This is a genomic window from Ideonella sp. A 288 (genome assembly GCF_002198735.1).
GTDB lineage: Bacteria > Pseudomonadota > Gammaproteobacteria > Burkholderiales > Burkholderiaceae_C > Pseudaquabacterium.
This window is the reverse complement of record NZ_MWLO01000140.1, coordinates 17,594-43,523: the sequence shown is the minus strand read 5'-3', so window position 1 is coordinate 43,523 and position 25,930 is coordinate 17,594. Positions and strand designations below refer to the sequence as shown.

At 72.2% G+C, this 25,930-nt stretch carries 21 protein-coding genes; 10 read left to right on the top strand and 11 right to left on the bottom strand.

The genetic code is table 11. The features are described from left to right. Positions 1-102: 102 nt before the first annotated feature. Positions 103-714: a chalcone isomerase family protein gene (locus EOINJALH_RS22195; RefSeq protein ID WP_088284218.1), complete on the bottom strand. Its 612-nt coding sequence runs from the start codon at positions 712-714 to the stop codon at positions 103-105. Positions 715-1,031: 317 nt separating this feature from the next. On the opposite strand from EOINJALH_RS22195, the gene EOINJALH_RS31370 reads away from it, so the two are divergent. The 8 genes from EOINJALH_RS31370 to apbC all read left to right on the top strand — a co-directional run bounded on the left by EOINJALH_RS31370 (position 1,032) and on the right by apbC (position 8,820). Next, positions 1,032-1,253: a hypothetical protein gene (locus tag EOINJALH_RS31370; RefSeq protein ID WP_144290130.1), complete on the top strand. Its 222-nt coding sequence runs from the start codon at positions 1,032-1,034 to the stop codon at positions 1,251-1,253. Between the two features lie 92 nt (positions 1,254-1,345). Next, complete coding sequence (gene mscL, locus EOINJALH_RS22190; protein WP_088284216.1) at positions 1,346-1,777, top strand: large conductance mechanosensitive channel protein MscL; 432 nt, start codon at positions 1,346-1,348, stop codon at positions 1,775-1,777. Positions 1,778-2,387: 610 nt separating this feature from the next. Beyond that, complete coding sequence (locus tag EOINJALH_RS31365; protein WP_144290129.1) at positions 2,388-2,984, top strand: TetR/AcrR family transcriptional regulator; 597 nt, start codon at positions 2,388-2,390, stop codon at positions 2,982-2,984. Positions 2,985-3,092: 108 nt separating this feature from the next. Then, positions 3,093-4,427, top strand: a complete 1,335-nt coding sequence (locus EOINJALH_RS22180) for a selenium-binding protein SBP56-related protein (protein ID WP_088284212.1) — start codon at positions 3,093-3,095, stop codon at positions 4,425-4,427. 38 nt (positions 4,428-4,465) lie between these two features. Beyond that, positions 4,466-5,200, top strand: a complete 735-nt coding sequence (locus EOINJALH_RS22175) for an SCO family protein (RefSeq protein WP_088284210.1) — start codon at positions 4,466-4,468, stop codon at positions 5,198-5,200. Between the two features lie 99 nt (positions 5,201-5,299). After that, positions 5,300-6,451, top strand: a complete 1,152-nt coding sequence (locus tag EOINJALH_RS22170; protein ID WP_158219851.1) for a cytochrome-c peroxidase — start codon at positions 5,300-5,302, stop codon at positions 6,449-6,451. An 85-nt stretch (positions 6,452-6,536) separates the two neighbouring features. Continuing rightward, positions 6,537-7,529, top strand: coding sequence for a GGDEF domain-containing protein (locus tag EOINJALH_RS22165; protein WP_158219850.1), 993 nt, complete (start codon positions 6,537-6,539; stop codon positions 7,527-7,529). A gap of 196 nt (positions 7,530-7,725) precedes the next feature. After that, entirely contained in the window at positions 7,726-8,820 is a 1,095-nt protein-coding gene (apbC, locus tag EOINJALH_RS22160; protein ID WP_088284204.1) for an iron-sulfur cluster carrier protein ApbC, read from the top strand. Between the two features lie 84 nt (positions 8,821-8,904). On the opposite strand, the gene EOINJALH_RS22155 is transcribed toward apbC, so the two are convergent. The 5 genes from EOINJALH_RS22155 to ureG all read right to left on the bottom strand — a co-directional run bounded on the left by EOINJALH_RS22155 (position 8,905) and on the right by ureG (position 17,963). Next, on the bottom strand, positions 8,905-10,614 hold the full coding sequence (locus EOINJALH_RS22155) for an FHIPEP family type III secretion protein (protein ID WP_088284202.1): 1,710 nt from the start codon (positions 10,612-10,614) through the stop codon (positions 8,905-8,907). Between the two features lie 79 nt (positions 10,615-10,693). Further along, positions 10,694-14,674: an FHIPEP family type III secretion protein gene (locus EOINJALH_RS22150; RefSeq protein ID WP_144290128.1), complete on the bottom strand. Its 3,981-nt coding sequence runs from the start codon at positions 14,672-14,674 to the stop codon at positions 10,694-10,696. A 14-nt stretch (positions 14,675-14,688) separates the two neighbouring features. Next, positions 14,689-16,242: a CHAT domain-containing protein gene (locus EOINJALH_RS22145; RefSeq protein WP_158219849.1), complete on the bottom strand. Its 1,554-nt coding sequence runs from the start codon at positions 16,240-16,242 to the stop codon at positions 14,689-14,691. A gap of 22 nt (positions 16,243-16,264) precedes the next feature. Further along, positions 16,265-17,170, bottom strand: a complete 906-nt coding sequence (locus tag EOINJALH_RS31915; RefSeq protein ID WP_158219848.1) for a hypothetical protein — start codon at positions 17,168-17,170, stop codon at positions 16,265-16,267. Positions 17,171-17,297: 127 nt separating this feature from the next. Beyond that, positions 17,298-17,963, bottom strand: a complete 666-nt coding sequence (ureG, locus tag EOINJALH_RS22140) for an urease accessory protein UreG (RefSeq protein ID WP_088284196.1) — start codon at positions 17,961-17,963, stop codon at positions 17,298-17,300. A gap of 142 nt (positions 17,964-18,105) precedes the next feature. Here ureG and EOINJALH_RS22135 point away from each other — a divergent pair, with 142 nt between their 5' ends. Beyond that, complete coding sequence (locus EOINJALH_RS22135; protein WP_088284194.1) at positions 18,106-19,566, top strand: Ig-like domain-containing protein; 1,461 nt, start codon at positions 18,106-18,108, stop codon at positions 19,564-19,566. A gap of 93 nt (positions 19,567-19,659) precedes the next feature. Here EOINJALH_RS22135 and EOINJALH_RS22130 read toward each other — a convergent pair whose 3' ends face one another. Further along, on the bottom strand, positions 19,660-20,397 hold the full coding sequence (locus tag EOINJALH_RS22130; protein ID WP_088284192.1) for an urease accessory protein UreF: 738 nt from the start codon (positions 20,395-20,397) through the stop codon (positions 19,660-19,662). 266 nt (positions 20,398-20,663) lie between these two features. Between EOINJALH_RS22130 and EOINJALH_RS22125 the strand changes: the two genes are divergently transcribed. Then, complete coding sequence (locus tag EOINJALH_RS22125; protein WP_088284190.1) at positions 20,664-22,766, top strand: EAL domain-containing protein; 2,103 nt, start codon at positions 20,664-20,666, stop codon at positions 22,764-22,766. 22 nt (positions 22,767-22,788) lie between these two features. Here the strand turns inward: EOINJALH_RS22125 and ureC are convergent, their stop codons facing one another. The 4 genes from ureC to EOINJALH_RS22105 form a co-directional block, all read right to left on the bottom strand. Beyond that, positions 22,789-24,543, bottom strand: a complete 1,755-nt coding sequence (gene ureC, locus EOINJALH_RS22120; RefSeq protein WP_088284188.1) for an urease subunit alpha — start codon at positions 24,541-24,543, stop codon at positions 22,789-22,791. A gap of 80 nt (positions 24,544-24,623) precedes the next feature. Further along, a complete protein-coding gene (locus EOINJALH_RS22115; protein WP_088284186.1) occupies positions 24,624-24,929 on the bottom strand; it encodes an urease subunit beta in 306 nt (101 codons plus the stop codon). Between the two features lie 2 nt (positions 24,930-24,931). Further along, positions 24,932-25,567 carry a HupE/UreJ family protein gene (locus tag EOINJALH_RS22110; RefSeq protein WP_088284184.1) on the bottom strand — a complete coding sequence of 212 codons (636 nt, stop codon included), beginning with the start codon at positions 25,565-25,567 and terminating at the stop codon, positions 24,932-24,934. Positions 25,568-25,599: 32 nt separating this feature from the next. Continuing rightward, entirely contained in the window at positions 25,600-25,902 is a 303-nt protein-coding gene (locus EOINJALH_RS22105) for an urease subunit gamma (protein WP_088284182.1), read from the bottom strand. Between the last annotated feature and the right edge of the window lie 28 nt (positions 25,903-25,930).

Here is a 25,930-nt window from a genome sequence, read left to right as displayed (position 1 = left end):
GAAGGACACGTAGAGACCACGCGTGGCGCTTCGATCCGCGCAATGTCCGTCACCAAGCGCCGTCCGATGCCGACAAGGGGCGGTGGTATCGCCCACTTGGGGTCATTGCGGCGTGGTGGCAGAGGCAACGACCTCAGGCAGGCCCAGCAATGCGGCCTTCAGGCGTGGATCCAGCGCCAACGGCCCCAACCAGATGCGCATGACCACCGTGAAGAACTCGGCGTCCTGAACCGCCTTGCCGATCGCCTTGCCATTGATGAGCAGCCGGGTTCCATCGCCGGGGACGTATTCGAAGCCGAACGATTCACCGCGCCGGATGTCCTGTCGCGATGCGAACAGTTCGCCCACTTGGGCGATGCCGACGAGTTGGCGGGTCACCTGATCGCGTGGGTTGGCATCTGCCACGCCGCGCACGAGCATGCGGCCGAGTTCGCTGGCATTGATGTCGCGACTGGCTACCAGATGCAGACGTTTCGGCCCATCCAGTGCGACAAACTCATCCATCGAGTGCACGGGGCTGGTGACGTAAAGCCCGGCCTCGTAGACCTTGAAGATGGCCTTGTAGCGGACGCCGACACCGTTCAGGCCGAGCCGCCTGCCGGCCACATCCAGCGTCGACGGAAAATCGGATGGCGCCGCGATGGATGGCGACAACACGCACGCATGGGTCAGGAACAGCATCACCAGCCACTTCGTGATCGCGTCGATGCGCATGTTCGTTCCCTGTGCCAATGTCCGACCGGATGGTGGAGATGCCTAATCTAGGGGGCATCTCGATCGTCGGCTACCAGGGTCCGGCCGAATCTGGGGTCAGAGAATCCCTGAGATGGTCGGGAGCGGCGGAGCCACGTCCCCGCGGCGGCAGTTCGACCAAACCGTGTCCATCGGATGGTGTGCCCTTCGGCGCGTCTAGGGGAATGCCTGAGCGTCCTTTCCGCCAGTCCCTGATGGAGTTCGACGAGATTCGAACCAAGAATCAGGCCACTGTTCACCCAAGCCCCTGGCACCAAACCCAGCGGCACCCCCACCCAATGAATCGCACCTCGGATCCCCCGCCCATACTCCGCTTCCTGGTCATGTTCGCCGCTCTGCTGGCCGCGGCCATGGGCCTGGCGGCGCTTTCGCAGGCCGGCGAGCAGTCGAGGGGTGGTGCGGAACCCGTTGGCGTGCGGCATGCCGTGTCGACGGACGAGCGCGCAACGTCACCGAACGCCGAGACCGGCGAGCCACCACTGTCCGCCCATCGGCCCTGAGGCCCGCCGGCGGCTGACGGTCCCCGTCGAGGACCTGCAGTCCCGTTGCCGACCTCGAGTCATCACCGACCAAACCACCGAACTGAACAACCATGAGCATCGCAACCGAATTCAAAGAATTTGCCATGAAGGGCAATGTCGTCGACCTGGCGGTCGGCGTCATCATCGGAGGCGCGTTCGGCAAGATCGTCGACTCGATGGTCAAGGACCTCATCATGCCCATCGTCAATCTGATCCTCGGCGGTCAGGCCGACTTCACCAGCAAGTACCTGGTGCTGGCCGGCAACGTGCCCGCGGGAGCGCCACTCGTCGAAGCCCAGAAGGTGGGCAATGTGTTTGCCTATGGCAGCTTCATCACGATCGTCTTCAACTTCATCATCCTGGCGTTCGTGATCTTCATGATGATCAAGCAGATCAACCGCCTCAAGCGTGCCGAGCCCGCCGCGCCGCCCGCGCCTCCGGCACCGCCGGCCGAGGACGTGCTCCTGTTGCGTGAGATCCGCGACACGCTGGCGCGCAAGTAGGCATCTGCCGGCGCAGGGCCGATACCCCGGGTTCATCGCCTCCAGCACGGAAGCGGCTGACTTCGAGTCGCTCCCGGGTGTGCGCAAGCTTGGCGCGCCGTCGGCACGGGCTCCCGTGGCGCTGCAGCGGCAGCGCACGGCGGGCCTGTAGGTCACCGCTTTGACGCTGAACGTGACCACCGGCAACCCCGGCCGGACGGTATACAGAAATCCAAGGTGTTGCAGGCGCCGGCCACCAATTCGGTGGTTGGCGATGCGGGCCAGCAGTTTGGCAGGCCGCAGCCCGAGTGCGAAGTGCAGCTACCTGTCCTCATCGCCCATCGGCGATGGTGGCGTGTGGGTCACGGAAGGCATCGGCGCTGCCGTCACGCAAGTGCGGATGCACCCGCTTGGCCCAGGCGTGGGCCGCGCCGCCGCGGGGGTAGCTGATGAACACCCGCAGGCCGGCGCAGGGGTGCGAAGGGGCGGGGNGGGTGGGCATGGGTGCAGTGGTACGGTCCGGGCGCCGGAACCGGTTCGGCCCGTGCTGCCTCGCGAGCACCGAAACTGGCCCGCACGCACAATTCGTGCTTCGCCGCGCAGCGCTTCCCGCCACAATCCCGGAGACCGAATGCCCCGCCCGTCGCGCAAGAACGATCTGCTGGATGCCGGTGTCGCGGCGGTGCTGAACCAGGGCGCCACGCAGACGACGCTGGAGAGCGTGTGCACCGAGGTCGGCGTCACCAAGGGCGCCTTCTTCCATCACTTCCAGGACAAGGACGCCTTCGTCTCGGCCATGCTGCAGCACTTCGGCGATCGCGGCGCGGCCAGCCTGGCGGCGGTGGACCTGGCCATCCAGCCCACGGCGCTGGAGCACCTGCAGACCTACCTCGGGGCGCTCGGGCACATCTACGGACGCGATCCGTGGTTTCGCCGCGGCTGCCTGTTCCTGATCGTGGCGCAGGAATACGAGGACGGCTCGCCGATCAGGCGCCAATGCGAGCAGGGCCTGGAGCGCTGGCTCAAGGCGTCCACCGCCGAGTTCAGGCGCATCGCGCGGCGCACCGGGCAGCGTCCGCTGACCAGCGAGCGGCAACTGGCCGAGCAGTTGCTGTACACCATCGAAGGGGCCCTGCACGTGGGCCGTGCACGTGAAGTGACGGGCAGCATCCGGCGTGCACTGCAGCAATTCGAGCGCTATGCCCGTGCTGCACTGCACATCGAATGAAGCATTGACAAACCAGGCCCGATGGCGAAACATACCTTTCGGTATGTGATAAGCCAGCCGCGGGCCCAGGTCCTTCTCGCCGCGGTACACCCCACGAGGAGACACCCTATGACCAAGCTCTGGATCATGAACGCCGTCGCCGCGGCGGTCATCGGCCTGCCCCTGTCGGCAGCGGCCGACGAAACCTGCAACTCGCCGTACATGGCCAAGCTCATCAAGGGCCAGGAAGACTTCGTCCATGTCTGGACGCTGGGCATCAAGGGCCTGGGCGACGGCAACGACAAGCTCGTCACCGTGGATGCCAACCCCAAGAGCCCGCGCTACGGCCAGGTGATCCACAAGATCGTGCTGCCCGGTCGCGGCGAGGCACACCACATGGGCTTCACCGACGACCGGCGCTTCCTGTGGGCCGGCCGGCTGGACGACAACAAGATCTTCGTCTTCGACATGGCCAACCCCGAGAAGCCGAAGCTTGCCAAGACCATCTCCAACCTGGCGGCCAAGACCGGCTTCGTCGGACCGCACACCTTCTACGCCATGCCCGGGCGCATGCTGGTGCAGGCGCTGTCCAACGCCAAGGACCACGGCGGCGTCACCGGCCTGGTGCTGTTCAACAACCAGGGCGACATCGTCGACAAGTACCCCATGCCGGTTGGCGAGCTGGGCGGCGCCAAGGGTGACGGCTACGGCTACGACATCGCCATCAACCCGGCCAAGAACACCATGCTCACCTCCAGCTTCACCGGCTGGAACAACTACATGATGGACCTGGGCAAGCTGGTGAAGGACGGCGAAGCCATGAAGCGCTTCGGCAACACCATGGTGGCCTGGGACGTGAAGGCGATGAAGCCGCTGAAGGTGCTGAGCGTGCCGGGTGCGCCGCTCGAGATCCGCTGGTCGCTGAAGGAGGGCGACAACTGGGCCGTCACCGCCACCGCCCTGACCAGCAAGCTGTGGCTCGTCAAGCAGGATGCGCAGGGCCAATGGCAGGCAAAAGACGTGGCCACCATCGGCGACCCGGCCAAGATCCCGCTGCCGGTGGACATCTCCATCACCGCCGACGGCAAGGGCCTGTGGGTCAACACCTTCATGGACGGCACCACGCGCTACTTCGACATGAGCAACCCCGAGGCGCCCAAGGAAACCTACACCCTGGTCACCGGCAAGCAGGTGAACATGGTGTCGCAAAGCTGGGATGGCAAGCGCGTGTACATCACCTCGTCGCTGCTGGCCAACTGGGACAAGAAGGGCGACGACAACGAGCAGGTGCTGCGCGCCTACGACTGGGACGGCAAGGCGCTGGTGCAGAAGTTCGAGGTCGACTTTGCCAAGCTGAAGCTCGGTCGGGCGCACCACATGAAGTTCACCGCGCGGCCGTCCGGCAAGAGCCTGGCCGAGGTGGCCCCGGCCGCCGGCACGCTGCGCGTGGCGCAGGCGCGTTGAAGCGCACGGGGGCCGCTGGCACGAGGGCCGGTATCGCGATGCCTGTGCACAGCGCCGCGCGCCTGTGGCGCGTGCGGGTGGGGGCCCTGGGTCTGCTGGGCTGGGTGACCGGGCCGGCCGCCTGGGCCGCGAAAGACGCCGACCAGCCGCGCCTGGCCGGTGGGCGCCCGGCGGTGGACACGGCGCGCCTGCCGGCGCCCGGCAGCTACCGCCTGCCTCGGCTCTTCGCGGCGCCCGACGGCCAGGTCATCGACAGCGACGGCCGGGCCCGTCGGCTGCACGCTTTGCTGGTCGGGCGCCTGACGGTGCTGTCGTTCATGTACACCTACTGCCGCGACCCCGAGGGCTGCCCCCTGGCCTGGCGCGCGATGGAGGTGGTTCACGACGCCGTGCGGCGCGACGCGGCGCTGGCCGCCCGCGCGCAACTCATCAGCCTGAGCTTCGACCCGACCAACGACACGCCGGCGCAGATGGCGCTGTACGGTGGCGAGCGGGCCCGGGACGAGCGCGTGCGCTGGCGCTTCCTGACCACCGCCTCGGTGCCGCGGCTGTTGCCCTTGCTGTCCGGCTTCGGCCAGGACGTCACGGTGGAAACCGATGCCCAGGGGCACGCCACCCGCACGCTGAACCACCTGCTCAAGATCGTTCTCGTCGATGCACAGCGGCAGGTGCGCGAGGTGTACAGCGTGGCCACGCTGGAGCCGGTGGCCGTGGTCAACGACCTGCACACGCTGCGCATCGAGGCCGAGGCGCTGCCGCGCTGGCGGCGCTGACGGGGTGCCGTGGCGATGCGCGACGTTCGAAGCGGCCGGGCGGCACGGCGTGCCGCGATGCGTGGGGCGCGGTTTGTGGCAATCGGCGTGGCCGTCGGCGTGTCAGCGAGCGCGGCGGTCAACGGCACGCCGCTCGCGGCGCCGCTGGCCGCCACGGCGGCTGCCGTCGGGGCGACTCTGGGCCTGCCGCCACTGGCCGCGCCGGCCCCGGCCGCGGCGCAGGTGGCCCTGGGGCGGGCGCTCTTCTTCGAGCGCCGGCTGTCGGTCAACGGCACGCTGTCGTGCGCGATGTGCCATGTGCCGGAGCAGGCCTTCACGGTCAACGAGCTGCGCACGTCCGTCGGCATGGAAGGCGTGAGCCTGCGCCGCAACGCGCCCACGCTGCTCAACGTGGCCCACGTGCAGCGGCTGTTCCACGATGGCCGCGCGGGCACGCTGGAAGAGCAGGCGCTGATGCCGATGCTGCACCCGGACGAGATGGCCAACCCCGACATCGCCGGCGTGCTGGCGCGCGTGGCGCGATGGCCGCCATACCGCGGGCTGTTCCGCCGTGCGTTTGGCCAGGCGCAGCCCACGGCCCGCGGCATGGCCGCTGCGTTGGCGGCCTATCAGCGCACGCTGCTGGCGGCCGACTCGCCCTTCGACCGCTGGCGCTTTGGCGGCCAGGCCGATGCGCTGACGGCGCAGCAGCGGCGTGGCTTCGAGCTCTTCGTGTCGCTGGGATGCTCGTCCTGCCACCCGGTGGGCGCGCAGGACGCGCTGTTCACCGACCAACACTTCCACAACACGGGCGTCCAGGCGCGCACCGACGCCCTGCGCCAGCGCGAGGTGCAGGTGCAGCTGATCCCTGGCGTGCACGCGGTGCTGTCGCCCGACGAGCTGCGCCGGGTGGGCGTTGCCGACGCGGCCGACCTGGGCCGGCAAGAGGTCACCGGGCAGGCGGCGGACGCGCGGGCGTTTCGCACGCCCAGCCTGCGCAACGTGGCGCTCACCGCGCCCTACATGCACGACGGCTCGTTCGACACGCTGGAAGACGTGCTCGATCACTACCTGGCCGGCGGCTGGCCGGCCGACCCGTTGCAGGATCCGCGCCTCCGGCCCCAGCCGGTCGGCCATGACGGCCGCGACGCGATCGTGGCCTTCCTGCGCGCGCTGACCTCGCCACGCCTGCCCGATTGCGCCAACGCAGCCCCCGATCGACGCGCCTGCGCGCCGGCCCGCCAGCCCGACCGCCCGGCCCGCGGACCGTGACCGGGGTCACGCTCGCCGAGCCTGCCAGGTGCTGGCCGCTTGCTTCGGCCGGCCGCGGGCCGAAAACCAAGGGATGAGCGAGCGCGTGGAACCTGCGGACAGCCCGGCGTCCACCCACGACGCCTTGCTGGGCCTGCGCGGGAGCATCACTGCGCGCGTCGGTTTGATCGCTTTCGCGCTGATCCTGCCGTTCAGCGTGTACCACGTGACGAGCGGCCGCTACAGCCTGGCCGCGGTGGACCTGCTGGCGGCGGTGCTGTTCGGCGGCAACGCCTGGTCGCTGATGGCGCGCGGCCGGCCCCTGGTGCCCTACATCGTTCTGGCGACCTCGATCCTGGCCGCGGTGGTGGCGTCGGTGCACTTCATCGGCGCGCCGCCGCTGTACTGGGCCTTTCCGGCGTCGATGTACTTCTACATGGTGCTGCCGCGCCGCCAGGCGCACCTGTTCTGCCTGCTGCTGGTGGCGGGGTCGGCGCTGATCGGCTACTTCCAGTTCGGCGGGCCGACCAGCCTGCGCTTCGTCGGCTCGGCCGGCCTGATGCTGGTGCTGCTCAACGTGGTGCTGGGCGTGATCGGCGAGTTGCAGCAGCAGTTGGTGACGCAGAGCGTCACCGACCCGCTCACCGGCGCCTTCAACCGGCGCGATCTGCAGGCCGCGCTGCAGCGCCTGACCTCTGCCAAGGCACCCCGGCGCGCCGTGCTGCTGTTGTTCGACATCGACCATTTCAAGGCCGTCAACGACCGCCACGGCCATGCCGTCGGCGACCAGGTGCTGCGCGACGTGGTGGCGCTGGCGCAGTCGTGCGTGCGAGGCACCGACCGGCTGTTCCGTGTCGGCGGCGAGGAGTTCGTGCTGGTGCTCGACGGCATCACGGTGGACGCCGCGATGCACGTCGCCGAAGAACTGCGCCAGCGCATCGAGCAGGCCCCGCTGCTGGACGACCAGCCGGTGACGGTGAGCCTCGGCGTGAGCCCCCTGGTGGCGGGCTTCGACCCCGACCGCTGGCTGCACAGCGCCGACAGCGCCATGTACGAGGCCAAGCGCGAAGGCCGCAACTGCGTGAGGGTTGCCCTGTAGAACGCGGGCGATCTTGGCGTGCGGCCGGTCGTCGGCAGGCGCCGCGCAGGCCCTCCGCTGCGGCCGATGTTGGGTCCATCAGTACACCCACCACCCGATGGCCGCCGGGCGCTCCGCTAGACTTCGCATCCACTGGCGCCTTCGGGCGCCAAGTCATGCCGGCCCGGCGCTTCCCCTCCCCGAGAGACCCCCATCCATGTCCGCTCCCACCGACACCGCCCTGCTCGACGCGCTGAAGACCGTCATCGACCCCAACACGGGCAAGGACCTGGTCAGCACCAAGCAGATCAAGAACCTGCGGGTGGAGGGCGACGAGGTGTCGTTCGAGGCCGTGCTGGGCTACCCGGCCAAGAGCCAGATCCCGGTGCTGCGCAAGGCGCTGATCGATGCGGCGCGCAAGGTGCCCGGCGTGGGCAACGTCAGCGCCACGGTGTCGGTCAAGATCCTGGCGCATGCGGTGCAGCGCGGCGTTCAGCTCTTGCCCGGCGTCAAGAACATCATCGCGGTGGCCTCGGGCAAGGGCGGCGTGGGCAAGAGCACCACGGCCGTCAACCTGGCGCTGGCGCTGGCCGCCGAGGGTGCCACGGTGGGCATGCTCGACGCCGACATCTACGGCCCCAGCCAGCCGATGATGCTGGGCGTGACCGGCCGGCCCGAGAGCAACGACGGCCAGACCATGGAACCGATGGTCGGCCATGGCGTGCAGGTGATGTCGATCGGCTTCCTGGTCGAGCCCGACCAGGCCATGATCTGGCGCGGCCCGATGGCCACCCAGGCGCTCGACCAACTGCTGCGCCAGACCAACTGGCGCGACGTCGACTACCTGATCGTCGACATGCCGCCCGGCACCGGCGACATCCAGCTCACGCTGAGCCAGCGCGTGCCCATCACCGGCGCCATCATCGTGACCACGCCGCAAGACATCGCGCTGATCGACGCCAAGAAGGGCCTGACCATGTTCGAGAAGGTGGGCGTGCCCATCCTCGGCCTGGTCGAGAACATGGCGGTGTACTGCTGCCCCAACTGCGGCCACACCGAGCACATCTTCGGCGCCGACGGCGGCAAGAAGATGGCCGCCGACCATGGCCTCGACTACCTGGGCGCGCTGCCGCTGACCATGTCGATCCGCCAGCAGGCCGATTCGGGCAGCCCCACCGTGGTGGCCGACCCCGACGGCGACATCGCCGCCATCTACAAGGCCGTGGCCCGCCAGGTGGCCGTGAAGATCGCCGACAAGGCCAAGGATTTCAGCGCCAAGTTCCCCACCATCACGGTGAGCAAGGGCACCTGATCGCCCCGGGGCGGGCCCGTCCCGCCCCGCGTCGGTCGGCCCCCGCTCGGGCCGCTGCGCGTCAGTCGCTCGGGCCGCTGCGCGTCAGTCGGCCAGGCCGCTGCGCGTCAGGGGCTGCAGCGAGATGTCGGGCCGCAGTTCGTTGAAGGCCAGCACCTTCGCGTGCGGCCAGGCGTGGCGCAGCAGGTCGCGCAGCACGGGGCGAGCCTCGGCGCTGGTCAGCAGCACCGGCGGCGGCTCGCCCACGGGCGCGTCCAGGTCGGCGTGCAGCGTGTCCAGCAACGACTGCTGCTGCGCCAGCGTCAGCGGGCCCGACACGTCGTCGGCGTCCGCAGCGCGCGGCCCGGCCAGCAGGCGTTCGACCTCGGGGTCGATCAGGTGGCAGGGCAACTGGCTGCGGCCGGCCAGGGCGGCGGCGGTGATCTGGCGCTTCAGCGCCCGCCGCGCCTGCGCCAGCAGCAGTCCCGGCTCGAGGGCCTGGCCCTCGGGTGGCCGTTCGCGCACCGGCAGGCGGTCGTCGAAGACGATCAGCCCGGTGCCGTCCGCGACGATGCAGTCGACATCGCACAGCGCCTCGACGATGCGCGCGAGGTGACGGATCGACACCTGCTCGTCGAGCAGGCCGCGCAACACGCGTGTCAGGCCTTCCAGCGAATGGCGGCCCAGGAAGGCGCGGGCCAGTTCGGGCCCGACGACCGTCGGCGCGCGCAGCGCCTCGGCCACCCGCTGGCGCAGCAGCGCGCAGGGGGCCAGCTCGCGCAGCAGGGCGGCCAGGTAGGTGAGCGCATGGCCCAGCGGGCCCAGTGCGGCGCTGGCGGGCTCGTCGGCCAGCGCGGCCAGGCGCATGGGTTGCCGCGTCAGCGGGTGCAGTGCGTGGTGCGCTGTGGCCGGCCCCGCCGCCAGGCCGCCCAGCAGCCGCTGGTCGGCCGCCAGGCCCTGCAGGCGCGGCGACCGGCAGGTGCCCATCTGCAGCACGAAGCTGCCGTCGGGCAGTGTGTCGTCGGGCCGCAGGGTCCAGTCGGCGGTGTGCAGGCCGAGGTCGAAGTACATCGCCTCGCGCAGGCTGGGCGCCAGGTCGCGGTCGCTGGCGCAGGCCGTGCTCCAGGCCTGCAGCGTGCGGCGCGACAGGTGCAGCGCGATGGGCGCCGGCCCCAGGCGGTCGATCAGGGCCTCGGCCAGCGCGTCGTCGCCCGAGCGGCCGGCCTCGGCCTCGCGCCAGGCCTCGGCGATGCGGTCGAGGTCGTCCACCGGCAGGTGCATGGCCAGCACGCGCTGCAGCGCCACGCGCAGGCGCGGCAGCCGGGCGGGCTCGATCGCCAGCCCGCGGCGTGCCAGCGCATCGGCGACCGCGGCGGCCACCGGCGGCGTCAGCAGGGCCGACGGGTGGCGGCGCGCCATGGTCTCGCACAACGCCCCGACGAACGCCGGCAACCGAGGGTCGGCCACGGCGGACGCGTCTTCCAGCCAGTCGGGGGTGTCGAAGTGCGCCGCCGCCAGCGGTTGGCCCAGCACCGACGCGTGCACTTCGGCCTGCCGGGCGGCGGCGCCGTGCCAGTGCGCGCTGCCCACGCGCAGCATGGGCGCACGGGCGGGGCCGAGCCGCCGGGCGTCGGCGGGCGCCGCATGCAGGATCACGTCGGCGCTGGCGGGCAGCCCGCAGTCGTCCAGCACGGCCTGCAGCGCGGCCACGCAGGCCTGCCGCGCGGCGTCGCGCGCGGCGGGCTCGCCCAGCGCCCGCCAGCGCGTGGGCAGCGTCAACTCGGCCAGCAGCAGCGGGCGCGGCGCGGCCGTCATGGCGCAAGCCTCCGGTGGCCCGGCGACCCCCTGCGCGAGGCACGCGCATGCCGGTCCCACGGCGGCTGGGCGGGAAGGTTCATGCCGCACCTCCGGCCGCCGCCGTGGCCGCCCCGCCCGCCTGCGCGCGGTCCGCGCCGTCGTCGCCTTCGACGTCGCCGATCACCTCGTCGCGCGACAGCAGCAGCACGCCCGGGTGCTCGAGCGCGGCCAGGCGCTGCAGCGGCGCCCGCAGTTCGGGCGACTGCACCACCAGCGCCCGGCGCATGCCGTCGGCCGGCAGCAGGTCGCGCAGCGCGGCCAGCATGGCCTGGGTGTCGGCGGCGGGCATGGCGATCCAGCTGCGGCCGCGCTCGGTGTCGAGCCAGGCCAGCAGCTCGAACTCCAGCTCGGACGGCAGCGCCAGGCGCCGCACGCCGGTGGCGTTGCCGGGCAGGGCGGCGCGCAGCGCCTGGCGCGCCTGGCGCAGCAGGGCATCCAGGCCGTCGCCGCGGGCGCGCACGAAGGCCGACACGATGGCCTCGCGGTCGTCGATCGACACGCCTTCGGCGAGCAGCGAGCGCAGCAGTGGCGTTAGCAGCAGCAGGTCGGTCGGGTCGGCGCTGATCTGCTGGCGCAGCGGGCCGTCGTCGCCGCCCGGCCCGCGCCCGTCCTGGCGCAGCCAGGCTACGGCCTGCTCGAGGGTGAACAGTTCGGCCAGCACCGGCCGCAGCACGGCGTCGACATGCTCGACGATGAAGGCCAGTTCGTCGGCCCACAGTTCGATGCCGGCGTCGCTGGCGGCCGGCCAGGCCGCGGGCGGCACCCAGCAGCCCCACCCGCCGCCGCGCGGATCGGTGGCTTCTGTGAGCAGAGCCGCCGGCACGCCCGCGGCCAGCAGCCGGCGCATCGGCACCGGCGCGAAGCGCTCGCCGGGGCGCACCTGGCCCAGCGCCAGGCCCAGGTCGTCCATCGCGATGAGGTAGGCGTTGTCGTGGCCCGATTCGGGGTTGAGCTCCTGCAGCGCCACGTCGGGCAGCCGCAGGCCGGTGGCCTGCAGCACGCGGTGGCGCAGTGGCGCCCAGGCCTCGGCGGCAAAGGTGTCGGGGCTGGCCAGCGCGCCGACGGCCGCGCCCAGGTACAGCCGCAGCGGCGCGACGACCAGGCCGTAGCCGGCGCTGCGCGACGCCGACGCGTGCAGGCGCAGGTCGCGCTGCAGCGGGTCGAGCAAATCGATCAGGTCGGCCGGGTCGGCCTGCGGCGCGGCCGTCACCTGGGCCGCCAGCGACTCGATCCTGGCCGCCACCGCGGCCTCGCCGAACAACTTGGCCGCGAGGCCTTCCACCGTTCGGCGGCCGGCCGCCGGGCCGTCGGCACCGCGGGGGGCGGACATGGCACGGGCCCGCCGGGCGCGCAGTGCCTGCGCCGCGGCCATGTCGTCGAGCCCGTGCGCGGCGAGGTGCCGCAGCGCCGCGTCGGCCACCTCGGCGTCGGTGGCGTGGTCGCCCCCCTTCCCGAGCGAGGCCGCCCAGCCCTCGACGGTGGCCTCGACGGCCTGCTGCCACGGGTCAGGCTCGAGGCGGGCCAGTTCGGCATGGCAGTCCAGCGCCGCGGCGAAATCGCCGGCCTCGGCGCAGGCTCGCCCCAGTGTCGCGAGCAGGCCGCGCCGCGGCAGCGAGCCGGCGGCGAAGAAGGCCGGCTCTTCGGCCAGCAAGTGGCGCAGTTCGGCCACCGGGTTGTCGTGGCGCGGCAGGCTGTGCATGGCGCGGGTGGCCTGGTCGATCATCTGCCGCAGCAGCGTGCGCTGCGCATCGGTGGCCGCCGGGTCGCGGCCCAGCCGCACCATCGCGTCGGCGCCCACGCCGACCAGCCAGGCGCGCAGGCTCAGCGGCGTGGACAGCGCCAGCGCGGCATCGAAATGCGCCTGTGCCTGCGCCAGATCGCCCGGCTGTTGGCGCAGCAGCAGCGCCAGCGACAGCAGGCGCTCGCTCGACTCGCGCTGCGAGGGCTGCGTGTCGGCCAGCAACTCGCCGATCAGGCTGAGGGCCGGTTCGATCTCGCCGCACAACAGCAGCGCCAGCGCCCGGTCGGACCGGTCGCCCGCCGTGATTTCCATGCGCGGGTCGAGCAGGCGGCGCCATTGCGCGTCGGCGTCGGCGGGGCGGCCCAGGCGCTCGAGGATGCGGGCGCGGTCGCGCACGATCCAGGGCCAGCGCCAGATCTCCTCGCCCATGCCGTCGGTCAGCGCCAGGGCCTGCCGTAGCACGCCGGGGTTGGGCGTGCCCTCGAGGCCGTCGTGGGTGTGAAGCAGCACATGGGCCTGCGCGGCGTTGACCCAGTCGCCGCTGCCGCCCAGTTCGCGGAAGCGCTGGATGGCCGGCAGCGCCTGCACATAGCGGCAGGTGTTGACCAGCATGATCACACGCTCTTCGAGCGTGTAGACGTCGGCCGCGTAGTGCTCGACGCCCTGGCCGCTGGCCTGCAGGGCGCATTCGGCGTTGTCGAGGCCGCGGTGCAGCCGCGCCAGGGTGGACCAGGCATAGCCGTGGCGGGTGTCGAAGAGCAGGGCGCTCTCGGCCAGTTCGACGGCCTGCCACAGCAGGGTGTCGCGCGACGGTTGCGCGAGTTCGGCCTGCCGCTCGGCGACGACGGCCCGCGTCAGGTAGGCCCAGCCGAAGGGCGCGCGCGGCTTGGCCAGCGCCGCCTGCCGCTGCCAGGCGGCGCGCGCCGCCTCGAGCTGTGCCGGGTCGACATAGGGCCACACGGGTCGGTGACTGGCCATCAGCAGCGCGTCGGCCCGGCGCCAGCCGGCCTCGGCATCGCCCGGCGCCAGCCCCTCGGCGCGCTCGAACAGCGCCACCGCCCCGGCCGCATCGGTGGCCACCAGCAGGCGTGCCGCCTCGCGCAGGTCGGCCGCCGCAGCGCCGGCCGCGGCCGGGTCGGCCGCCAGCGCGTCGGCGCGCAACCGCAGCGCGCGCGCGCGAAGCGCGTCATCGAGCCCGTCATCGGTGCGGGCCAGCGCCAGGTCGACCGCCTGACGCGCCATCGACGCGTCCAGGCCAGGCTGCCCGGCCAGCGCCTCGGCCAGGCGCAGCAGCGCCCGCGCCGGGCACCGCAGGCGCAGCCGCTGCAGGGTGGCCAGCGGGTCGAGCGTGTCCAGCGCCCGCCGCACGGCGAGGTCGAACCATCGGTCGGCGTCGGCCCACCGGCCTTCGGCGGCGTCGAGCTGGCCACGGCCGAGGGCACCGTCGGGCCGGTCGGGCGCCGCGGCCAGGGCGCGGTCGAAGGCCGCCTGGGCGTCGGACGGGCGCTGGCGCCGCACCAGCAGCTCGCCCCAGGCGGCGTCCACCAGTGCTGCGGTGCCGGCGCCGCGCGCGGCGGCGGTGGCGGCCTCCAGCGTGGCGTGGGCGGCGTCCAGGGCCGCGTCCCGGGTGGGCGGGTCCTGCATCTGCACGCGGGCCTTCAGCACCAGCAGCGCGCCGCGCCACTCGGCCGCCGCGCCGTCGGCCAGTGGGCCGTCGCGGGTGGTGAGCCCGTCCAGCCAGGCCACGGTGCCGGTGGCGTCGCCGTGGTCGGCCAGCGCACGCAGCGCCCGGGCGGCGCGCGCCACCGGCTCTGCGGGCAGGGCCGGCCAGGGCTGGTCGACCAGCCAGTGGCAGGCGTCGAGCCGCCATCCCGCCAGGGCCTCGCCCAGCTCGCGCTGCCAGCCCCGCAGCAGCGCGGCGGCGTCGGCCGGGTCGGACGGCACGCGGCCCCAGCGCTGCCGGCACTGCGCCCGCCAGGCGTCATCGAAGCGTGCCAGCTGCGCGGCGACGCGGGCGTCGCGGTCGATGCGCTCGGCCACGCGCTGCAGCGCGGCGCGCAGGTCCTCCAGCTCGGCCAGGCGCTGCGCTACGGCCGACCGCGCCGACGACAGCGACTCGGGCGGGGCGCGCCAGGCCTCGCGCAGCGCCCGCACCGTGGCCGCGCCGACCTCGGCCCGCCAGCCCGTCGCGTCGCCAGGCGCGCCCAGCGATGGCTCGCCGGCCAGCCAGGCGTCGGCGCGCGACGCGACGGTGGGCGGGACGACGGGGTTCGGCACGGCGGTCTCGGTGGTCAGCCGTCCAGGGCGCCGAGCATGCGCACCCACACCGGCAGCAGGGGGTCGTCGTCGCTGCTGTCGTCGATCAGCCGCTCGAGCGCCGCGCGGGCCTCGTCGCCGCCGGGCAGCTTGCCCAGGGCGGTGATGGCCTTGACGCTGTCGGTGCCCACGCGGCGCTGTGCCGCTTCGAGCAGGCCGGCCTTGCGCATGCGGCGCAGCGGGTCGGTATCGCCGCCCGGCGCCGAGCCGGGCTGCAGCAGCAGCACGTTGGCCACCGTGCCGCCCACGGTGGGCATGGGCGGCAGGGCGGCGTCGGGTGCCGGCGCGGCCAGATCGGTGTAGCCGCCGTCGGCGGTGGGCCGGGTGGCCGGCAGCGGCCCACCGGCGGTGGACCGGTTGCCCGCGCGGCCACCGGGCGCCCCGGCCGGCGGCGGCGTCGGCTGGTCCTGCGGCAGGATGATGCCGTCCGAGGCCCGCAGGTACAGCACGGGCGTGCCGAAGGCGTGCGCGGCGACCAGCTCGCGGTCGCTGATGGACACCGCCCGGCGCCCGGCGTGCACGGCCCGGTCCACCGGCTCGCCCCGGCCCAGCCGCTCGTAGAAATCGCGCGCGAAGCAGGTGGCGGCGTTGTTGGAGATGGGGTGCTGCATGGCGATCACCGCCTGCACGCCGGCGGTGACGAGCTGCGGCGCCATGCCGGCGAAATTGCGCTCGAAGGCCACCTCGCCGCCCTGGCACAGGTGCAGCACCACCACCTTGGGTGGGTGGTCCAGCGCCTGCACCCGGTCCTTGAAGTCCTGGTCGTCGACCCAGTCGGTGGTGGTCAGGTCTTCACGGAGCAGCGCCACCTCGCCACGGTTGTTGAGCCGGTCGAAGCGGCCGTGGCCGACGAGGTGCAGCACATGCGGCTGGAAGGCCGCCACCGCGTCGAACAGCGTGCGGCTGGTGGCCTCGTGCAGTTCCCTCACCTCGGTGGCGCAGCGCAGCAGGCCGCGGCCTTCGACCTGCTGCCCGCGGCTCATGGCCTCGGCCACGCCCTTCACCGCGTCGATCACGACGGAGGCAGCCACCGCGCCGAGCGCCAGTTCCTTGGGCTCGGCCACCACCATCAGGATCTTCAGCGTGCCCTCGGCGGGCGCCAGGGTTTCTGCGCGCCGGCGGCTGGGCATGTAGCGCGACAGGGCCAGCTTCACGTAGGTGGACAGGAAAAAGGCGGTGCCGCCGCCCTCGCGCATGTAGAGGTATTCCCACGAGTAGCGCGCCAGCATGCGGGCGGGCTCGTCGAACACCAGGCGCAGGTGCAGCGGGTGGCGCGGCTCGGCCAGGTCGAGCCGCTCGAGCAGCAGTTGGCGCACCTCGCCGTCGAACAGCATCTCGAACAGGTGCTCGCCCAGCACCTGAAGCTCGGCGCGGGTGACGGCCGAGCTCTTGCGCACCCAGGCCTCGAGCACCTCGATCGTGGCCTCGCGCAGCTTGTCGCAGCGCAGGCGGCCCGAGGCCTGGGCGCCATCGTCCGTGAGCACCTCGACCCGCGTCAGGTCGAGCACCGTCACGGTCATGGTTCCCATGGGCGGCAGGCGGTGGCGGCGCTCAGAGCCGGGGGGTGAGGTTCCACACCTGGGTGTGCGTGGCCGGCGCCCCCTTCTTGAAGAAGCCGGCCATGCGGTCGCCCAGCAGCGTGAAGAAGTTGCCCACCGACGAGACCAGCCAATGGATGTCGTGGAAGGCCTGCAGTGCCGCGGCCACGTGCAGTTCGGTGACCTCGTTCGGCACGCGCAGCACGACCACCAGCACGGGCTCCTGCTCTTCGAAGAACTCGGCGCCATCGAGCGTCCAGAACACCTTCTCGGTGCCGGTGCCGCTGTGGTTGACCACGGCCTTCTTCAACGAATACTGGAAGGGGCCGACGGTCATGCCGGCGCTGGCCGCGGCCTTGGCATCGACGCTGGCCTTGCCATTGGCCGACAGCGTGTCGGCGGTGCCCACGTCGGCCTGGCCCTTGGCCTCGAACTCGAAGTCTTCGCCGATGCCCAGCGTGAGCGAAGTGTTTGCCGCGAGCATCTGCTGGAACTTGCGGTCGGGCAGGATCATCTGCGCCACCGGCCGCAGGTGGGCCGCCGCGACGCCGGGGTTGAACTCGACCGCGCACTGCAGCTTGACGAAGGGCCGGTCTTGCAGCGGGCGCAGCGTCATCGGGATGCGCAGCCAGTAGAAGCGGTGCTGGCGGCTCAGGTCTTCGAAGCGCGCGGGCGGCTTCATGCCGTGCGCCTCGAAGTGCCGCGCTTCCAGCGGCACGATCTCGGGGAAGCCGGCGAACTCGGCCACCTCCTGGTCGAGGGCGGCCAGCAGGCCGGTGGCCGCCGTGCGGGCGGCGTCGGCGGCCGATGGGGCGGCGGCATCGCCGACGCCCAGGTTCGAGGCGCCGGCCCCGATGGCCTTGGCCGAGCGGCCCAGCAACTCGGTCCGGGACAGCCCCTTGAAGTCGAAGTCGAACATGCCGTCGCCTGCCATGCCGTGCCCCTGCTGGTCCTGTGCCGAACGATGATACGCGCGGCCTCGGCGGGCCCGCATCCCCTGTCGTGCGGGTGAGCCGCCTGCCTCGGGCGGCGGCCGCGCCCGTGCCTCAGGCGCCGGCCACCAGCAGGCCGCGCCGCTCGATGAAGTCGACCACCTCGGCCAGGCCCTCGCGGGTCTTCAGGTTGGTCATCACGTAGGGGCGCGAGTTCGCGTGGTCGGGCCGCATGCGGCGCGTGTCGGCCTCCATCACGGCCAGGTCGGCGCCCACGTGCGGTGCGAGGTCGGTCTTGTTGATGACGAACAGGTCGCTCTTGGTGATGCCGGGGCCGCCCTTGCGCGGGATCTTCTCGCCGGCGGCCACGTCGATGACGTAGAGCGTCAGGTCGCTGAGTTCGGGGCTGAAGGTGGCGGCCAGGTTGTCGCCGCCCGACTCGATGAAGACGATGTCGGCGTTCGGGAACTTCTCGAGCATGCGGTCGACCGCCTCGAGGTTGATCGACGCGTCTTCGCGGATCGCGGTGTGCGGGCAGCCGCCGGTCTCCACGCCCATGATGCGGTCGGGTTCCAGCGCACCGGCCACGGTGAGCAGCCGCTGGTCTTCCTTGGTGTAGATGTCGTTGGTGACGACGACCAGGTCCCAGCGCTCGCGCATGGCCTTGCAGAGCATCTCGACCAGCGTCGTCTTGCCCGAGCCCACCGGTCCGCCCACACCCACGCGCAGCGGGGGCAGCTTCTTGGTGCGGCCGGGCAGGTGGTGCAGTGCTGAACTCATCGTGGGGGTGTCCGGTGGGCAGGTCTGGGGGGTCGAGTCGATCTTATTCGACGCATGGCCGGTGGCGGGCCGTCCCTAGACTGGATCCGGCCGCGGGCCGTGTGCGCCGGCGGACCGATCACCTCCAGGACGCTCGACCACCATGCACGCTTTTCGATCTGCCCTCTCCCGCTGGCTGATGCCGCTGCTGACGATCCTGGCGATCGCCGCCTGCGGCGGTGGCGGCGGCGATTCGACCCCCGCCACCGGCACGGGCAGCGGTACCGGCACCACCGGCACCACCGGCACGCCCGCCGCCCCGGTGCTGCGCTCGATCGCGGTGAGCGCGGCCACCGTCACCACCACCGTCGGCAGCACGCTGCAACTCGCCGCCACCGGAACCTACGACAACGGCACGACGTCGGCGCTGACCAGTGGCGTCACCTGGGCGGGCGATGGCACGCAGGTGGCGGTGTCGGGCACGGGCCTGGCCACGGCCCGGGCCGCGGGCGCCGGCACGGCCACCGCCACCGTGGGCACCGTCTCGGGCAGCCTGGGCCTGACGGTGCGTGGGCCCTACGTCGCCGTGGCCACCGGCCACAACCACAGCGTGGCCTTGAAGACCGACGGCAGCCTGTGGGCCTGGGGCTGGAACCGCTCGGGCCAGCTCGGCGACGGCACCACCACCGACCGCATCGCGCCGGTGCGCGTGGGCACCGTCAACACCTGGACGGCGGTGGCCGTCGGCGAATTCCACACCGTGGCGCTGCGCAGCGACGGCACGCTGTGGGCCTGGGGTGCCAACCTCAACGGCCAGTTGGGCGACGGCACTTTCATCGACCGCGCGTCGCCGGTGCGTGTCACCGACAAGGCCGACTTCAAGGCCATCGCCGCCGGGGTGGCTCACACGCTGGCGATCAAGAAGGACGGCAGCCTGTGGGCCTGGGGCCGCAACTTCAGCGGCCAGGTGGGCGACGGCACCACCATCGACCGCTCGGCGCCGGTGCGCATCATTGCCCAGTCGGTCGACTGGCTGAACGTGGCGGCCGGCGCCGGCCACACCGTGGCGCGACGCAAGGATGGCGCGCTGTGGGCCTGGGGCGAAAACGCCAAGGGCCAGCTCGGCCTGGGCACCACCACCCGCGTGCTGGTGCCGACCAAGCTGGCCAGCACCTCGGCCTGGGCCGCGGTGTCGGCCGGTGGCGAGCACACGCTGGGCGTACGCTCCGACGGCGCGCTGTTCGCCTGGGGCGCCAACGCGGCCGGTCAACTGGGCCTGGGCACCGCCACCAACGCCCTGGCGCCGGCCCAGGTGGGCCTGTCCACCGACTGGATGGTGATCGCCGCGGGCGGTGCGCACAGCGTGGCCATCCAGTCCGACGGCACCCTGTGGACCTGGGGCTCCAACAGCGATGGCCAGCTGGGCGATGGCGGCGTGGCAGCACCGACCGTGCCGGCGAAGATCGGCAGCGTGGCCAACTGGACGGCAATGTCCGCCGGAGCGCTCGGCACCTTCGGCCTGCGCGCCGACGGCACGCTGTGGACCTGGGGGCGCAACGCCGAAGGTCAGCAGGGCCACGGCAGCCCGCCGGCGCCGATCACCTCGCCCACCAACCTGCCCTGACCACTCGCGCCGCCGCGCGGCGCCCGCCTGGGTTCGCCGCCGCGCGGCGCCCGGCTGGGTTCGCCACAGACCGGCCAATCGGCCTGCGCTCGCTCAGGACCGGAACAGCCGCGAGTACTGCACCTCGTGCCGCGCCGACAGGATGGCCAGCATCGGCGTGAAGGCCTGCCGGGCGTCGTCGGGCAGGGCGATGGCCGAGTCCACCGCCGCCGGGATGGCATCGGCTAGCCGCTGCAGCACGCGCTGCCCCGCGGTCTGGCCCAGTGGCACGGCCTTCAGCGCGGCCTGCACCATGTTCTCGGCCCAGCCGAAGGCATGCGCCAGCAGCGCGTCGCGCAGCGGGGCGCCTGTCTGTGCCGCCGCCAGCGCCCAGGCCACCGGCCAGGTGGGGGCCGGCTGCAGGGCCCCCAAGGCCTGCACCGCCGTGTCCTGCGCGCCGCGCAGGCGCAGCCATTCGTGCATCGAGCGGCCCATCTGCTCGGTCTGGCCGCGCAGTTCGGCGCTCTCGCGCGTCTGGCGCACCCAGTCGTTCAGGCGGGCGATGCCGGCCAGGTCGCCGTCACGCCAGGCGGTGATGGCCCGGGCGGTGACGGCCAGGTCGGCACGGGCTTGCGACAGCACCAGCTGGTCGAGCAGCCAGGTCGTCACGCCGGCCTCGCCCGCGGCCTGGCCCGATTCGATGGCGGCCTCCAGCCCTTCGGAATAGGCAAAGCCGCCCACCGGCAGCGCCGGCGAGGCCAGCCAGATCAGGCCCAGCAGACCGCGGGGCTGCAGCGCCGGGGCGTCGGCGCGCGTGGGTGTGTCGGCGGGGGTGGCAGGGGCATCGCGCATGGCGTGCAGTGTGACACCGGCCCGGCTTGCGCCCGCGCAATCCGGGGCCGCCTTCCCAGTCCAGAATGGTGCGGGCCGGCGGCATACCGGGGGCAGGGGTGTTCATGCAGACCATTCACCAACCGGCCGCGGCGGTCGGCCCTCAGATCGGCGCGCGGCGTGCCCGGGCCGTGCTCAAGCGCCCCGGCCAGCATCCGATAACACCTGAAATGCGGCAGCACCGACGGGCCGTGAATCCGGACCGATCCATGCCATTCCACTGACCGATGTTGCTGAACCGTTCCCAGCTCTGGGCCATCGCCGTGCGCGACAGTTTCGTCGCGCTGCTGCCGCTCACCATCTTCGGCACTGCCGCGGTGCTGCTGGGCAACCTGCCGATCCCGGGGTGGAGCGAGTGGCTCACCCGGTTGCTGGGCACCGGCTGGCAGGCGGCCACCCAGGGCGTGGTGCAGGGCACCTACGGCATCTTCGGCCTGGCGCTGGCCATGGTGCTGAGCAGCCAGCTGGCGCGACGCATGCCCGTGCCGCAGGGCGAGGAACCGCTGCTGCCGCTGCTGGCCGGCATCTCGGCGATGGCCAACTTCATGCTCGTGCTGGTGGTCAGCGAGGGGCCCGACATCGCCGCGCTGGGCCATGCCTCCATGCTGCTGGGCATCGCCGTCGGCATCGCCACGCCCGAACTGCTGCGGGCCCTGGCCGCCCGGCGGTCGATGCGATGGATGGCGCTGGGCTATGAGAGCGCACCGCTGTTCTATCACGCCACGCGACTGACCCCGGCGATGGTGGTGGCCGGCCTGGCCGCCATGCTGGTGGCCGAGGCCGTGGTGGCGCTGCCGGCGCCGGGCACGCAGTGGTTGTCCGGGCTGGCACCGGCCATCAACCGCTGGATGGACGCCGACTGGCTGCTCACCAGCGCCGCGGTGCTGATCAACCAGGGGCTGTGGTTCGCAGGCATCCACGGCGGCAAGGTGCTGGACCAGCTGGGGCCGCAGGTCTTTGGCGCCCCCGGCGCGGCTTTCGACCCGGCGCTGGCCTGGCGCCCGCTGATCGACAACTTCGTGCTGCTGGGTGGCACCGGCGCCACGCTGGGGTTGATGGTGGCGCTGTTCATCGTCGCCCGCGAGGGCCCGCACCGGCGCGTGGCGCAGATGTCGGTGCTGCCGTCGATCTTCAACATCAACGAGCTGCTGATCTTCGGCCTGCCGATCGCGTTGAACCCGATGTTCCTGCTGCCCTTCCTGCTGGCCCCGCTGGCGCTGGCCTGGCTGTCGCTGGCCGCGGTGCACGCCGGGCTGGTGCCGCTGCACAACGTGGCCGTGCCCTGGACGACACCGCCGCTGCTGTCGGGCTACCTGATCACCGGCTCGTGGCGCGGCGTGGCGCTGCAGGCGGCCGGCCTGCTGCTGAGCACGCTGATCTACCTGCCGTTCGCGCGGCGGGTGGAGGCGCAGCGCCTGCGCAGCCAGGCCGATGCGCTGCAGTCCGCCAGCGAGGCCATCGTCGCGCAGGGACAGCGCCACGTGTCGTCGCTGCGGCGCAACGACGAGGTGGGCCTGATCGCCCGCGGCCTGTTCGCCGACCTGGCCCGCGACATCGGCAGCCCCGCACTGGCGCTGGCCTTCCAGCCCAAGCACGACCGCAGCGGCGCTGCGGTGGGCGTCGAGGCGCTGCTGCGCTGGACGCACCCGCGCCACGGCCCCATCCGTGCCGACGTGGCCGTCACGCTGGCCGAGGACGGCGACCTGATCCGCCGCCTGGGCGCCTGGGTGCTGGACGAGGCCTGCGCCCGCAAGGCGCAGTGGAACGCCCTCGGCCTGTCGCGCATCCGCATGGCCATCAACGTGTCGCCGCTGCAGTTGCTGGACCCGCAACTTCCGGCGCAACTGGCCTTCTGCCTGGCCCAGCACCGCCTGTCGCCCGGCGAGATCGAACTGGAGATCACCGAAAGCCACGCCGTGCCGGCGGGCCAGGGGGTGGACGACAACCTGGGCCAGATCGTGGCGATGGGCGTGACGCTGGCGATGGACGACTTTGGCATGGGCTACTCGTCGCTGCTGCACCTGCGGCGCTTCCCGGTGCACGCCATCAAGATCGACGGCTCGCTCACCCGCGACGTGCTGCACAACCCGATCTGCGGCGACATCATCGCCACCATCACCGCCTTCGGCCGCGCCCAGCAGGTGGAGGTGGTGGCCGAGTTCGTCGAGACGGCCGAGCAGCAGGAGGCCCTGGCCGCGCTGGGCTGCGATGTGTTCCAGGGCTACCTGCACAGCGCGCCGCTGCCGTCGGCGGCGTGCGTGGACTATCTGCTGGCGCACGCGCCGCGGGTGGACGACACCGTCGAGGTGCCGGTGTCAGGCCTGACCTGAGTGGGGGCCCGACCTGGGGCGCTCAGAACAGGAAGTAGCGCTGCGCCATCGGCAGCACCAGCGCCGGCTCGCAGGTGAGCAACTGGCCGTCGGCGCGCACGGCGTAGGTCTGCGGGTCGATCTCCATCGCCGGCGTGTAGTCGTTGAGCAGCATGTGCTGCTTGCGCACCGTGCGGCAGCCCTTCACCGCCGACAGCGTCTTGCGCAGGCCCAGCGACTGCACCGCGCCGTCGGCCAGCGCGGCCTGGCTGACGAAGGTGAGCGAGCCGCGCGACAGCGCGCCGCCGAAGCCGCCGAACATCGGCCGCTGGTGCACCGGCTGCGGCGTGGGGATGCTGGCGTTGGGGTCGCCCATCGCGGCGGTGGCGATGAAGCCGCCCTTCAGCACCAGGCTGGGCTTGACGCCGAAGAACGCCGGCTTCCAGAACACCAGGTCGGCCCACTTGCCCACCGCGATGCTGCCTACTTCATGCGATATGCCGTTGGCGATGGCCGGGTTGATGGTGTATTTGGCGATGTAGCGCTTGATGCGCTGGTTGTCGTTGCGCGAGGAATCTCCCGCCAGCCCTCCGGGCCGGGTGTCGCCGGCCAGCGCCCCGCGCTGCAGCTTCATCTTGTGCGCCGTCTGCCAGGTGCGGATGACGACCTCGCCGACCCGGCCCATGGCCTGGCTGTCGCTGCTCATCATGCTGATGGCGCCCAGGTCGTGCAGCACGTCTTCGGCGGCGATGGTCTCGCGGCGGATGCGGCTCTCGGCAAAGGCCAGGTCTTCGGCGATGCCGGCGTCGAGGTGGTGGCACACCATCAGCATGTCCAGGTGCTCGTCCACCGTGTTGCCGGTGTAGGGCATCGTCGGGTTGGTGCTGCTGGGCAGGAAGTTGGCCTCGCCCACCACGCGCAGGATGTCGGGCGCGTGGCCGCCGCCGGCGCCTTCGGTGTGGAAGGCGCACAGGCTGCGGCCCTTGGTGGCGGCGATGGTGTCTTCGACGAAGCCGCTCTCGTTGAGCGTGTCGCTGTGGATCGACACCTGCGTGTCGGTGTCTTCGGCCACGCCCAGGCAGCAGTCGATGGCCGAGGGCGTGGTGCCCCAGTCCTCGTGCAGCTTCAGGCCGATGGCACCGGCCTGCACCTGCTGGCGCAGCGCCTCGGGCCGGCTGGCGTTGCCCTTGCCCAGGAAGCCCAGGTTCATCGGGAAGGCCTCGGCGGCCATCAGCATGCGCGCCAGGTTCTCGGGCCCCGGCGTGCAGGTGGTGGCGAAGGTGCCGGTGGCCGGCCCGGTGCCGCCGCCCAGCATGGTGGTGACGCCGCTGGCCAGGGCCTCGTCGATCTGCTGCGGGCAGATGAAGTGGATGTGGCTGTCGATGCCGCCGGCGGTGACGATCAGCCCTTCAGCCGCGATGACCTCGGTGCCCGGGCCGATGACGATGTCCACGCCCGGCTGCACGTCGGGGTTGCCGGCTTTGCCTATCGCGCAAATGCGCTGTCCGCGCAGGCCGATGTCGGCCTTGACGATGCCCCAGTGGTCGATGATGACGGCGTTGGTGATGACACAGTCGACCGCGTCGTCCGGCCCGGGGCCGTTGACGCGCTGGCTCTGCCCCATGCCGTCGCGGATGGTCTTGCCGCCGCCGAACTTGACCTCTTCGCCGTAGCCGCCGGCGCGCAGGGTGAAGTCCTGTTCCACCTCGGCGACGAGGGCGGTGTCGGCCAGGCGCAGGCGATCGCCCACGGTGGGGCCGAACATCTCGGCGTAGGCGCGTCTGCCGATGGTGGCCATGTCAGACCCGCCCGGCCGCCCGAAGGGGCTGACGCGCCCCTCGGGGGCAGCGAACGAAGTGAGCTTGGGGTCGGTTCATTTCAGAGATTTCCTTGGATCAGGGCGCGAAAGCCCCAGACCTGGCGGTCGCCGGCGTAGTCCACCAGTTCCACCGTGCGTTGCTGGCCGGGCTCGAAGCGCACCGCGGTGCCCGACGGGATGTTCAGCCGCATGCCGCGTGCGGCGGCGCGGTCGAAGCGCAGCGCCGCGTTGGTCTCGGCAAAGTGGTAGTGCGAGCCCACCTGGATCGGCCGGTCGGCGGCGTTCTCGACCACCAGCGTGGTGGTTCGGCGGCCGGGGTTCAGCGCCAGGTCGGGGCCGTCGGTGAGCAGTTCGCCGGGCACCATGCTCACATCCAGCCGATCAGCAGGGCGGTGCCGAACATCGTGACCGCCGTGCCTGCCAGCCGCGGCCACCAGGCGCTCTGGCCACGCATCGCGAAGCCGATGGCCAGGCCCATCGCGTGCAGCAGCGCGGTGGCCGCCACCATGCCGGCCAGCGCCGCGGGGCCGCCCAGTTCGGTGCCATGCGCCGCGCCGTGGAAGATGGCAAAGCACGCGGCCACCGCCACCATCGGCGCCACCGGCCAGATGGCCCGTCCCGCCAGCACCGCGCCCAGCACCACCAGCGAGGTGGCGATGGCTGGCTCGACCATCGGCGCCTTCAAGCCGGCGGCCGACAGCAGCGCGCCCAGCAGCACCATCACGGCGAAGGCTGCGGGCGCGGCCCACCAGCGCCGCACCGCGGTGGCGCCCCAGGCGCCGATGGCCAGCATCGCGGCCAGGTGGTCGAGGCCGCTGAACGGGTGTGCGAAGCCGGCGGCGAAACCGGAGGCGGCGCCATGGTGCGCGGCGCCATCGGCGCCGGCATGGGCCAGCGCCAGGCCGGGGGCCGCCAACAGCAGCGCGGCGGCCAGCGCCGGCGCCCAGCGGGAGGGCGAGGCCGGCGGGCGAGCCGTTCGGGCGCGTGGGGCAGGTGCGTGCATCGGGCTTCTCCGAAAGGTCTCGAACTGGTGCGTCATGCAATGGGTTGGTGCACGGTCACCAATTTGGTGCCGTCCGGGAAGGTGGCCTCGACCTGGATCTCGGGGATCATCTCGGCCACGCCTTCCATCACGTCGCCGCGACCGAGCACCGTCTTGCCCTCGCTCATCAGCTGCGCCACGGTGCGGCCGTCGCGGGCGCCTTCCATGATGGCGGCGGTGATCAGCGCGATCGCCTCGGGGTGGTTGAGCTTCAGCCCGCGGGCGCGCCGGCGCTCGGCCAGCAGCGCGGCGGTGAAGATCAGCAGCTTGTCCTTTTCGCGCGGGGTCAGGTCCATGCGGCGGCATCAGCACATTCGGTGCCAC